The organism is Pseudomonas sp. GXZC (assembly GCF_026967615.1).
Classification (GTDB): Bacteria; Pseudomonadota; Gammaproteobacteria; order Pseudomonadales; family Pseudomonadaceae; genus Aquipseudomonas; species Aquipseudomonas azotoformans_A.
The window spans coordinates 3,255,355-3,267,396 of the sequence record NZ_CP114115.1; the positions used below are offsets into that span (position 1 = coordinate 3,255,355).

Consider the following 12,042-nt stretch of genomic DNA (forward strand, 5'->3'; position numbering starts at 1 on the left):
TGTAGTTGTGGCAACAGGTAGTGGGTTAGGCAACGGATCGAATGGGTAACTCTGAGCGGGCGGGCAAGCCTTCCATGTCGCCACGGCTTTGCACGGCGCGGCTGCCGATCCAGTTGCCGCGCTGTACCGCCTCGGGAAAGCTGAGGTTTTCCAGCAGGGCGCTGATCATGCCCACGGCAAAACCATCACCGGCTCCGACCGTGTCCACGACCTTGTCCACGCGCACGGCGGCGACAAAGCCTTGGTCCAGGTGAGTGCGGTAGTAGGCGCCGTCCGGGCCGAGCTTGATGGTCACGGCTTCGGCGCCCTGGTCCAGATAGAACGCGGCAATATCGGCCGGGTCGTCGAAACCCGTGAGTAGACGGCCTTCGCCCAGGCCCGGCAAGACCCAGTCGGCCAGACCGGCAAGGGCGTTGATTTCACGAATCATCGTCTGTTGGTTGGCCCACAAGGACGGGCGCAGGTTGGGGTCGAACGACACACTGCGCCCAGCCTTGCGCATCTGCGTCATCAGCTCGACGGATAACTCGCGTGTGGCCTCGGACAACGCGGGCGGAATCCCGGTGGCATGCAGATGGCGGGCTTGCAGCAACGCCGGACTGATGGCCGCGATGGACAAGTGACTGGCCGCCGATCCCTTGCGGAAGTACTCCACCTGGGGATCATCACCGGCTTCTTCGCGGGACTTGAACTGAAAACCGGTGGGATGCAGCGGATCGACCGCCACATGCCGGCAATCCAGGCCTTCCTGGGTCAAGGTGTCGACCACAAAGCGCCCGAGTGAATCGTTGCCCACCCGACTCAGCCACGCCACGTTGAAACCCAGGCGCGACAAACCGATGGCGACATTGCTGTCGGCGCCCGCGATGCGTTTATGAAACTGTGCAACCTGGGCCAAATCGCCGGTTTGCTCGGCGACAAACATCGCCATGGTTTCACCAAACGACAGGATATCGATCTCAGACATGAGCATGCTCCTCGTGGGGTTGGCCCAGCAGGGCGAGGGCGGCGACCTGCTGAGCAGTGATTGCGACCAGGTCATCGCCTTGCAGCGGAAATTCCACTGCCCGGCTAATACCTGGAGTCATGTGCTTGAGCAGTTGTTCCCACAGATGCAGGTCGGTGGCGCCAGGCGGCAGGGCGACCAGCTTGCCGTCGGCGCGCCGGGCCACGGCCTTGCAGTGCAGGTAATCCACATGCCGGCCCAGCAGGCGTGCGGCGGTGAGGGCGGATTGGTCCTGCCACTGCCAGTTGCCGATATCGAAGGTCATCTTGACCGGCAGGCCCAGGCGTTCCACTTCGGTGAAGAAACGCTGCATGGGTTCGATGCGGCCGCCGTGCAGGGTCTGGTCGTTCTCTACCAGCAGCTGAACCGCGTGACGGTTGAGCAGGGCGTGCAGGCTTTCCACGTCGTTGGTGTCGGTGAAGTAACCGAGGGAGACTTTCAGCCAGCGTGAACCGAACGCCTGCGCCCGATCCAGAGTGGCCGCAAGTTCGGCATTCGCTTGGGCGCGGCCGGCGACCCACAGTTCCAGGGGCGATGAGAACACCGATTCCAGGTGCTGTTGCGCCGCAGCCAGGGCCAGTTCGGTGGGCTGTTCGTCGGTTAAAAGCTCTTCGCGCCATTCGATGCGCTGTGCACCGGCGGCGGCGAGGACCTCGACAAAACTCAATTGGCCCTGCTGGCGTACCAAGTCGGCGCCGTAGCTGGAAAGGCTGATGGAGACGGGGTATTTATGCATTGTTGTTTACCTCTGAAACCGGTTTCATTTTTAAGCGAAAATCAAAGCTGTGGGAGCTGTGTTGAGCCTCGGATAATCAGTTGGGGCAAGAAATCCAGGGTACGCGTCGGCTCGGTGTCGCCGCGCAAGCGCTGGAGCAGGCAGTCGAACGCCGAGGCGCCAATGGCGTCGGTGGGTTGGGCGAGGGCGGTGATGCCGCCGCCCACCAATGGATACCAATCCAGGTCATCCAGGGCGATCAGGCCTACGTCATCGAATAAGTTGCAGCCAAGGTTCTTGAGCGCACGCGTACAGGCCAGTGCCGCAACGCCGTTGGCACAGAACAGCGCCTTGGGGCCAGGTTTTGCGAGAAAGGTTTGCAGGTGGTGTTGCAGCGCGCCATCCAACTCCAGCACGGCGCCGGTCAATGCCAGGCGGCTGGCAATCTCAGCCTTGAAACTGTCCAGGCGCTCCAAGCGCGAACTGGTGCCATCGGTGGCTTCGCTCACCATCAGCACATCGCGATAACCCTGTTGCTCCAAGTGCTCGACCGCCATACGCACGGCTGCAGGGTTATCCAACCCCACCAGGTCGCTGTGCAGCGGCTCGACTTTGCGGTCCACCAGCACCAGGGGCATTTCCCGTTGCAGTTCCAGCAGTTGGTCGAGGTGATGGCCGAGGGTGTTCACGATCAACCCTTCGATGTTGTACGAACGCAGTGCGGCCAGATGCTGGCGCTCCTGTTCGTCATCGCGGTCGGTGTTGCACACCACCAGGCTGTAGCCGTGCTGGCGGCAGGCGGTTTCGACACCGTGCATCACGGCAATGGAATAAGGGTTGCGGATATCGGCCACCAGCATGCCGATCAGCCGCGTGCGGCCACGCTTGAGACCACGGGCCATCTGGTTGGGGCGGTAGCCGAGTTGTTCAATGGCTTGCTCGATGCGCAAGGCAATGGCATCGGAGAGCAGGGCGCGGTCGTCGCCGATAAAACGCGACACGCTGGCCTTGGACACACCGGCGCGCTCGGCAACGTCGAGCATGGTGACGCGGCTGCGCTGGGCGGCGGAAAAAGGGGTCACTGTGGCAGGCCTTTTTTATTGGATGAGTGACAGGGCTGAAACCGGTTTCAGAAAACACCAAGTGAAGGGGGGCGTCAAGCGATGGAGAAAAATATGTTGGGGAAATCAATGGGGGTGAAACGACGAATGGGCAGGTGAACCTGTTAATTCTGACAGTAGTCAGGTACGGGCGACGGGCGCTTAATCGTGCTTAACGAACCAGCTACTTAAAGGGAGCGCACGCCATGTCTGGAAAGGAAAACCCCGGTTACCCCCTAGCGCGGCGCAACGGTGTGTTGGCGCTCGACCCCTTTGCCGAGATTGTCGGTGTACCTGTATCTGATCCGGAAGGCCTGATCGTTATCCCCTATCGTGAGATGCCTTTGGTTTGCTGGATCAAGAAATGGGCGCCAGGCCCTTCGCTGTTTAGGGACAACACGGTGGAGTTGATTTGGCGCGTCAACGGTGTCGAGTCGGTGGCGGATTCACGAGTGTTCAATAGAGCAGATTACTTAGCGGCGCCCGACCCATTTTCGATGTCCGTACCCCGCAATTACATGCTGTATTTCGACGCTGTCATTGAGCTGCTGTATCGAGTGAAAGAGCCTGGCAGTCCCGATGTGGATTCCCCCTTCAGGACATTGAGGGTAGATCGAAATCCACCGACCTTTCAGCTTCCTTCCGATGGCCCGAGATTTGTTGATCCAAGCATCGCCGCCACCGGCATCACCGAACAAGTACTCGCTGACAATCCGTGTATAGAGATAGAACTCCCCGCCTTTGTGGCCCGAGCCAAGGGCGACCGGATTTCTATTTATCTGTCGAATGTGACACCGCCCTTCCCATTGATCCATACGGTCATCAAGACGCTCAATTTTACCGATGAGCCTTTGATCATCTGTGTCGACCGAGACCATTTCCGAGCCTTGCCCAATGGCACGGCTTACATGGCTGGCCGGGCCTATGACCGGTCAGGAAACTTCAGCCCTTTGACGGCCTCAACGAGCTTTCCCGTCAGCTTGATCCCTTCACCTAGCGGCCTGCTGGCGGCGGTCATTCGACCCCCTGCCTACCTTGACTCGTTGCTCAAGCGTGACGATGCACGTGCAGGTATTGCCGCCCAGATACCTGCGCCTCAATACCCTGGATTCATGACGGGCGATGAGGTTGTGATGATCTGGAACGGGCAGCGCGTATTGCCGCCGCTGCGAATCACCGGCTTTCCTTTTTCTGTACCGATTCCCTGGAGCATTTTGCGCCAACCCGGCCCCTTGGTGCGTGAGCAGGTGCCTGTGCAATATGAGATACATCGGCCCGGTCGACCCACGCCGTTCCCGTCACCTATCGACTTTTTCTGGCAAGACTGGACCATCGCGGGCCAAGACCATGCCGGTGCGCCGGCCAAACTTAACCTTACGCTTGCAAAGGTGCAGGTCATCGGCAATGGGTCGGGGTTGATCAACGAACTGGACCAGCGGGACCGGGTGTTGGGCGCCAGTGTCTGGGTGCGTTTGTACGTCGATCCCAAACAGGGCGACGTCCTTGCCCTCTATTACGGGAACAGAGGGCCGCTCGCGTACTACACCGTGCAAACAGGCGATGCGTTCGATCAACTGGTTCGTTTTGTACCCGATCTCTCAGGCACGGACATTGTTGCAGAGGGCAATCACGCTGCGTTACCGGTGTTCTATACCACCAGCAATGGCGTGAATGAGCAGCAAGCGCCTGAAACCTTGGTGAATGTGCATGTTGATCCGTTGTTTGATCTTGACGCGCCGGTAATTGCCCATTCGCTGCACGGCGGGGCCAAACTTCTGACCTGTGAATCCCGGCCTGCCACTTGTCATGGCGTTCGCTGGACCATACCTATCGACTCGCGCATGCTGGTTGATGACGAAGTTCGGTTGTTTTGGCAGGGGTACAAAGTCATTAATTGGGAGCAACCGATCTTAGGTACCGAGTTCGAAGGGCGCGAGACCATCAAAGATGAGCACTTAGTGAGTAAAAGCGTGCCGATGGTGGTCTTGCCTTGGGACACCAAGATCGAGCCGATGCGCAGGTTCGCCTCGGCCACAGCAGAATATTACCTCTACCGGAACGGCGTCCTTATTGGTCATTCATCCATGGGCAAAGTGCGCATAGACCGAGTGTTCCCCAACTCCGAAGAGCCCTGCCAACCCGGTGATCACGGTTTTTGTGATGGCTCAGATGTGCAATGGCTTGAAGCGCCGGAGCGTTCGCCTAGCGGACAACTGGGCAAACTCAATGAGTTGATTGATAAGTTGATAAAACTCTTACAGGACTTTAAGACATTTAAGTAGTAGCAGAGTGATTCGGTGCTGACGCTTGCTCGCGACCGGGTGCGGTCTGATGGGCAGTGGTGCGGGCGTTTTAAGTGTCAGGCGTTCACCTTGTCGCACGCTTTAAATAGATTCGCCTCGTCACCGGGGCGAGTTATCGATACTTGTGTGTTCAACTATGGTGAGTAATTGACATGAAAAAGAAACTGGGTCCGTTCGCGCAAATTAAAAATAAAAATACGATTACTGCTGTGCCTATTACACTGACAGCAGCGGTAGCTCAACCTGAAGATTATGTTGATAACATTAAGTACCCGGGCTTATTGACGCGTAAAGCGGTCGACGCTCCCACATTAAAACTTAATCTAGCCACATGGTTTCCTCCATCCTCCGTTGCTAATCCTTCTACGCGAGATGATCATATTGATGACATTGGGGATTTTCAAAGTGGGCTTTTTAAATCGGAAGTACTCATTGCGCCGGGCCCTTATGTAGCGGAGATTCCCCAGATTTGGTTAACCCAGGGCACCCACATCTACACATATGCAGTGTCGAGGCGTATACCGGGTGGTGGGGTCAACAAGTCTGGCTCCGCAACACTAAGGTTCATCGTCAACCGCATTGCACCCTTTGATACAGCAGGTATTAGACCGTTCTCCTTGTTGTTGCCTGCAGGACATTCCGGCCCGCTGACTAAAGCCTATTTCGATGCCAATGGTGGCGTGGCAAGGCTTCGGATTCAAGATTACGACGCTCAGGGCGCGCATATAGGGGACAAGTGGGAGCTGTTGGACGGTCCCAATGGGGTAGTGGTTGCAACCGGTAATGTCTTCCCCGATGAAGTCGTGCTATTGACCGAGGCTCAGGCTGCGCTGTGGGAGGGCGCGAAAGACATCTATTACCAACTGCGGACTGTTGAGGGTAATGTCAGTGGTGTCTCCCTCGGCCTGTCCGTGAGCATCGCGATTCGTCCCGCGCCGATTTTGAGAGCTCCAGGTGTGAAGTTTGCGGTCAACTTATCGGGCTCAGGCGACCATCTGATCGACCTGGATGATACTGAAGCGGCTTCGGGGGCGCTCGTCATCATCCCTAATTATGATGCGGATCGTGTGCGGGACAATATATTCATCGAACTCACCACCAGCATTGGCACTCGCCGAGTCGGCCCACTGCCAGTGGGTTCGACCGTTTTGCCCGGGGAGTTGCCTGTCGACTATCCCGTACTTGAGTTTTTGTATGGCACTGCCAGTTTTGGACCCATTGCAATGAGCGTCCGCTATGCGGTAGAACGCGGAGGGGTGTTCTATTGGATCGCTACAACCGACGAAGTCACTGTTGAACTGGACTTGTCCAAAGCGGGCCCCGTGAACCCAGACAAACCTGCTCGGCCAAATAGGAATCTCCTACTTCCGATATTGACGGGGGCGGGGTCAGGCTTGACGAATCAACTGGATGGCCGTGACAAGGGACTGGACGCTCCTGTCAAGATTCCTTTGTGGACTGTTGCGCCATTGCCTTCCGCCAGGGCGTTCACTATTCACCTGTTTTACTCGGGTGAAAGGGTTGCTGTTATCCCGGTCGATAACTTGAACCTTCCGCCTTCCGGTGTCGTTGATACGAGCGTGCCGTGGCCGTTCATTGCCAAATATGGCAATACACTCGCTGGCAATCCTATTCCGTTACATTATGAAATTGTTACGACCGGCACCAGCAATAGAGATATCTCACCCGCTCAAGGCATTGATGTCGCGGCAAACGGAACCTCCTTCGATGCACCGACTGTAGACGGGGCAGGTGTAGCCGGCGGTGTCACGTACATTGCCTGTAATGCAGTTAAAAATTTAACTCAGACCGGTGGTTATTTGGAGGTTATTGTTCCGCCGAGCTCGCGTTTCGCTTTAGGTATGACTATTCCAGTGTCGTGGCAGGCACACAGCAATGATGCCGGCAACATGCCAATCGCTGGGGCTTCGGGAACTTTCCCTCATACGATAACAACGACCAGTGAGATCGCGTTCGGTTTCAAAGTGCGCATCGAAACAGGGACGATGTATATCAAGCCAATCTACGACCACATGACGGATATGGGGTCGGTACGCATCAAGTATTCGGTCCCTATTGTTGGACCCACTCCTACGGACTCTGCCGAGTTGCTTGCGTTGGTAAGGACCTATGTTTCCGGCTCGCCACCGACTTATTGCGACGGCTCTAATTGGCCTTAGCAATACTTAGCTTGAAGAGGAGCGCAGGTGCTTCTCTTCAAGCCCCATCAATTCCCCTCCGTCATTGCGCATTACATCTCAGATAAATCCTACATATTCATTCTTCCTCTCTCTCTAGTCTGCGGCCCCTCAAGGCCTGCTCCTATCTCGCTTGGTGCCGGTCAATTCGTTCCCTATGGGAAGGTTCTTCACGGGTATACACGCAGAATGACTACCAACACACGTTTCCAAAAACATCCATTGGCCATCGCGGTCCAGGCCCCGGCAATGGGTTTCCTGCTGTTTGGTGCTTCACTTGCTCAAGCCACCACGCACTTGATCGATGGCCATGAATACACGATCGGGCCGGGTCAATACCTCGACAGTTGGGATATCCAAAATGACTCTCATCTGATCTCCAATGGTTCGACCCTGCGTCAGTCGCAGGTGGTTGGCGCAAGGATGACCTTGAATGCAGGCACCCTGGCCCAGGACATCGAGGCTATCAATGGATCGAAAATCACCTTGAATGGCGCGACGGTCGAAGCGCGCAGTTCTTCGCCGTTTGCCCTGCAACTGATTGGCAGCGAAGCGGATATCACCACCAGCACCATCACCAATGCCAACGGGGCGGCTATTGTCGCAGGGCGCGATTTCTTGACGACTGACGGCTCGACCGTGAATGTTTTCGGCAGCACCGTCACGGGTTCGACGACGGGCGCAGTTGCGTCGGCGTACAGCCAATTGAATTTCACCGACTCAGATGTCACGGCAACCCGAGAGGATGGTGTGGGCGTCTACCTGGTGGGCGCGGATGCTACCGCCATTGGCAGCCGTATTATCGGCGGCCAGAATGGCGTGGTGTTGGAGAAGGAATACTACATCGATAACCCAAGCAGCCTTGTACTGGACAGCACACATGCCGAGGGCCGAAACGGTGCTGCGTTGCTGGTGAAGGGGGATGAGCTGGGCGGTGGTCAAGTTGATATTCAGGTGCGCAATGGCTCGACCCTGACCGGCGGCAACGGCAATATCCTGGAAGTTACCGGCAATTCCGTTGCGAATATGAACGTCGACCACAGCGAGTTGTTCGGCGACATCGTGGTCGAAGAGGGCAGCACCGCCAAAGCGCAGCTCAACAATGGCGCCTGGCTGACCGGCCAGTTGAAAAACGTCGCCGAGCTGAGTGTGAATGACGCCTCCCATTGGGTACTGGTGGGCGACAGCAATGTCACCGCCTTGAAGATGGGCGGCGGCGCCGTGCATTTCGGTGGGGCGGATGAGTTCTATCGGTTGGACGTGAAGAGCCTGGAAGGCAACGGTACGTTCATCATGAACACCGATTTCCTGACCCATCAGACCGACTTCCTCAACGTGGCAGGCAAGGCTGAAGGCAACCATAGCCTGATGCTGGCCGCCAGCGGCTCGAACCTGGCCGACGGCGAGCCGATCAAAGTGGTCCACACTGAAGGCGGTGATGCGCAGTTCAGCCTGGCCAGCGGCACGGTGGATGTCGGCGCGTACGCCTACGGTCTGCAGAAGGACGGCACCGACTGGTTCCTCGACCCCAACCGTAAGGGCACCAGCACCAGCGCCCATTCGGTACTGGCCCTGTTCAACAGCGCGCCCACCGTGCTGTACGGCGAAATGAGCATCCTGCGTACGCGCATGGGTGAACTGCGCTTCAGTGAAGGCGCTGGCAACGGGATGTGGATGCGCAGCTACGGCAACAAATTCGACGTGGCGGCGAACAAGAACGGTGCGGGCTACACGCAGAACCAGAAGGGTTTCACCATTGGTGCCGATGCGCCACTGTCCGGCGGTGACGGCCAGTGGATCGCGGGTGTGATGGCCGGTCACAGTGCCTCCGACCTCAGCCTGACCCGTGGCAGCAGCGGCGAAGTGAAGAGTTACTACGTGGGTGGTTACGCCACCTGGCTGGATGCCGAAAGCGGGCTGTACTTCGACGGTGTGGCCAAGCTCAACCGCTTGCACACGGAAAACGACGTGACCATGAGCGATGGCAAGAAAGCCAAGGGCAACTACGCGCAAAATGCCGTGGGCGCCTCGGCGGAGTTCGGCCGTCATATCAAGCTGGACAACGACTTTTACGTGGAACCCTACGGCCAGTTGTCGGCAACCATCACTCAGGCGCAAAGCTACGAGTTGACCAACGGCCTGCAGGCCAAGGGCGACCGTTCCAGCTCCGTGGTGGGCAAGCTCGGCGTGACCGCCGGCAAGAACATCCAGCTGGAAAGCGGCGGTGTGTTGCAGCCTTACTTGCGTACCGCCGTGGCCCATGAGTTCGATCAGAGCAACAAGGTGTTCATCAACGACCAGACCTTCAACAACGACCTGTCGGGCTCGCGCATCGAGCTGGCGGCCGGTTTGGCGATGTCGGTTTCGGAGAACGTCAAGTTGCACGCTGACGTCGAAACCAGCCAAGGCAAGAAGATCGATCAGCCGTGGGGTGTCAACTTCGGGGTGCGTTACGACTTCTAACGTTGTCGTTGAGTTGAACAGGGGGAAGCCAAGGCTTCCCCCTTTTTTTTGCGTTCAGATCAGCACACTCAGCCAGGTCGAACCCAGCAGAAGCAGGGCCATGCATCGGTTGAAGCGCTGCATGGCGTTTGGCGAGCGCAGAAGCCGGCTCGACCCCGCACCCAACACCGCCCAGGCCCCGAGGCACGGCAGTGCTATCAGGAAAAACACCAGGGACAGCACCAGCACCTGGCTCTGGCGTTCTGCACCGTGACCCGCGAATACACTGACTACGGCCAGCGCCATCATCCAGGTCTTGGGATTGATCAATTGCAGGCCGGCGGCGCCACGCAAGCCCAGTCGCTTGTGTGTTGACTGCACCTCTATGGTCGCTGCGGGCGCGCTGAAAATCTGCCACGCGAGATAGCTCAACCAGGCCACACCGACCCATTGCATGGCACTGTGTAGCCTCGGCAACTGCACCAGTGACTGGCCGACGCCCGCGCCCACCAGCAGCACAATGCCCGCCGCGCCCATGCAAGCCCCCAGAATGATCGGCAACGCGGCCTTGAAACCGTAGCGTGCGCTGTTGCTGAGCACCAGAATATTGGTGGGGCCTGGGGTGATGGATGCGACAAAGGCAAACAGGATAAACGCCAGCATGGTGGACTCCGAACAATCAATCGATGGAGTCGATCTTCACAAGCCCGCGGGTGACCTGTCTGGAAGATTTGAGCAGCGCTTGCGGTACGCCGCAGGCGTCAACCCATAGACGCGCACGAACCAGCGGCCCAGGTGGCTCTGGTCGGCAAAACCCAGGGCAATCGCCACATCTGCCGGTTGTTCGCCCTTGGCCAGCAAATGCCGGGCGCGGGCCAGGCGCAGTTGCACCAGATACGCGTGGGGCGGCAGGCCAAACGCGCTCTTGAACGCACGGGTCAGGCGGAAGCGGTCGACGCCACACGCGAGCGCCAGTTCGTCCATGCCCACATCAAACTGCAAATGAGCGTGCAGGTATTCCCGTGCCTTGTGTGCCACCAAGGGCAATCGCGGGTCGTCGCGGTAGCGGGTGCGCCAATAGAGCTGGCCGGTAAGGCGCTCCAGCAACTGGTCCATGGCGCGCTGGCGCACGATGCGCAGTTCGCCGCTGTGCAGGGTCTGGAAGGCTTGACTGGTGGCCAGGGCCAGGCGTGGGTCGCTGGTCAAGGTGCTGGCGAAACTCAACTGGCTGTCCAGCGGCGCTTCTTCGAACACCGCGCTGACTTCCCGCGCCAGCCAGTGCGGGTCGAGGTAGAGCATGTGGTAGGTGAAACCATCTGCGGTGGGCGCGTCACCGTCATGCAGCTCGCCGGGCTCCACCAGGAACACCTGGCCCGGTACGCTATTGTGGCGCGTGCGGCGGCAGTTGAATTGCTGCACGCCTTGTTCGGTGACGCCGATCAGGTAGCTGTCGTGCCAGTGAGGGTCGTAGGCGTGGCCTTCAAAGTGCGCGCGCAGGGTCTCGATGCCGGTGTCGGCGTCCTGGGACAGGTCGATCCAGTTGTGCGCGGCCATAAAACACCGAGGCGGACTAAGTGAGGCTATTAGCGCCCAGCGCGTGCCGGGCGTCTAGAAGGTTTGTGCAGCGTCAACCGAACAGCCCGGCAGCGATGTTGATCGAGAACCCCAGGATCGCGGTGTTGAACAGAAAGCCGATCAACGATTGCCCCAGCACCACTTTGCGCATGCCACGGGTGGCGACGCCCACGTCGGAGGTCTGCACCGCCACGCCGATGGTGAAGGAAAAGTACAGGAAGTCCCAGTAATTGGGGGTGGTCAGGCCCTCGGCAAAGCGCAATGCCGGTTCCTTGCCGTCCCAGGTGTAATACAGGCGGGCGTAATGCACGCTGAAGATCACCCCGATCAGCAACCACGAACCGATCACGGTCAGCCCGGTGAAACCGTAGTGCAGCAGGCGCTCGGAGGTCGCCAGGTCTTTACTGCCCACCAGTTCGAAGGTGATGGTCGCCAAACTGGCAATGGCGGCGATGCACACCGTGAACAGCACCAGGCCGGCGTTTTCATCTTCGATCTCGGCGATGCGTTTGACGTCTTCGGCTTTGGCGCGGCGGGTCAGCCATAGCATCAGCACCAGATAGGTCCAGACGCCGGCGTTCCAGCCAATGAGGATTTTGCTGACGAGGGTGTCGGCCGGTACCAGGATGCCCACGGCAATCCCGAACACGGCGGCGGCGGAGAGGCGGGGGTGGGTGCGGGCTAGAAACGACATAGGTGCTCA

At 58.4% G+C, this 12,042-nt stretch carries 9 protein-coding genes; 3 read left to right on the forward strand and 6 right to left on the reverse strand.

Annotated features, from left to right (window positions below):
- Positions 1-25: 25 nt before the first annotated feature.
- The 3 genes from OZ428_RS15190 to OZ428_RS15200 are packed head-to-tail and all read right to left on the reverse strand — an operon-like array spanning position 26 to position 2,803.
- On the reverse strand, positions 26-967 hold the full coding sequence (locus OZ428_RS15190) for a sugar kinase (RefSeq protein WP_269133934.1): 942 nt from the start codon (positions 965-967) through the stop codon (positions 26-28).
- Positions 960-1,742: a sugar phosphate isomerase/epimerase family protein gene (locus OZ428_RS15195; RefSeq protein ID WP_269133935.1), complete on the reverse strand. Its 783-nt coding sequence runs from the start codon at positions 1,740-1,742 to the stop codon at positions 960-962. The genes OZ428_RS15190 and OZ428_RS15195 overlap by 8 nt, the downstream gene beginning before the upstream one ends.
- A gap of 41 nt (positions 1,743-1,783) precedes the next feature.
- Complete coding sequence (locus OZ428_RS15200) at positions 1,784-2,803, reverse strand: LacI family DNA-binding transcriptional regulator (RefSeq protein ID WP_330913808.1); 1,020 nt, start codon at positions 2,801-2,803, stop codon at positions 1,784-1,786.
- A gap of 224 nt (positions 2,804-3,027) precedes the next feature.
- On the opposite strand from OZ428_RS15200, the gene OZ428_RS15205 reads away from it, so the two are divergent.
- The 3 genes from OZ428_RS15205 to OZ428_RS15215 all read left to right on the forward strand — a co-directional run bounded on the left by OZ428_RS15205 (position 3,028) and on the right by OZ428_RS15215 (position 9,785).
- Positions 3,028-5,103 (forward strand): hypothetical protein, encoded by a 2,076-nt coding sequence (locus OZ428_RS15205; protein WP_269133936.1) that lies wholly within the window; start codon positions 3,028-3,030, stop codon positions 5,101-5,103.
- A gap of 173 nt (positions 5,104-5,276) precedes the next feature.
- Positions 5,277-7,304 (forward strand): hypothetical protein, encoded by a 2,028-nt coding sequence (locus OZ428_RS15210; protein WP_269133937.1) that lies wholly within the window; start codon positions 5,277-5,279, stop codon positions 7,302-7,304.
- A gap of 207 nt (positions 7,305-7,511) precedes the next feature.
- Entirely contained in the window at positions 7,512-9,785 is a 2,274-nt protein-coding gene (locus OZ428_RS15215) for an autotransporter outer membrane beta-barrel domain-containing protein (protein ID WP_269133938.1), read from the forward strand.
- Between the two features lie 54 nt (positions 9,786-9,839).
- Here OZ428_RS15215 and OZ428_RS15220 read toward each other — a convergent pair whose 3' ends face one another.
- The 3 genes from OZ428_RS15220 to OZ428_RS15230 all read right to left on the reverse strand — a co-directional run bounded on the left by OZ428_RS15220 (position 9,840) and on the right by OZ428_RS15230 (position 12,033).
- On the reverse strand, positions 9,840-10,427 hold the full coding sequence (locus OZ428_RS15220; RefSeq protein WP_269133939.1) for a LysE family translocator: 588 nt from the start codon (positions 10,425-10,427) through the stop codon (positions 9,840-9,842).
- Between the two features lie 36 nt (positions 10,428-10,463).
- Positions 10,464-11,318, reverse strand: a complete 855-nt coding sequence (locus OZ428_RS15225) for an AraC family transcriptional regulator (protein WP_269133940.1) — start codon at positions 11,316-11,318, stop codon at positions 10,464-10,466.
- A gap of 73 nt (positions 11,319-11,391) precedes the next feature.
- Entirely contained in the window at positions 11,392-12,033 is a 642-nt protein-coding gene (locus OZ428_RS15230; RefSeq protein WP_038845347.1) for a DUF1345 domain-containing protein, read from the reverse strand.
- Positions 12,034-12,042 lie beyond the last annotated feature (9 nt).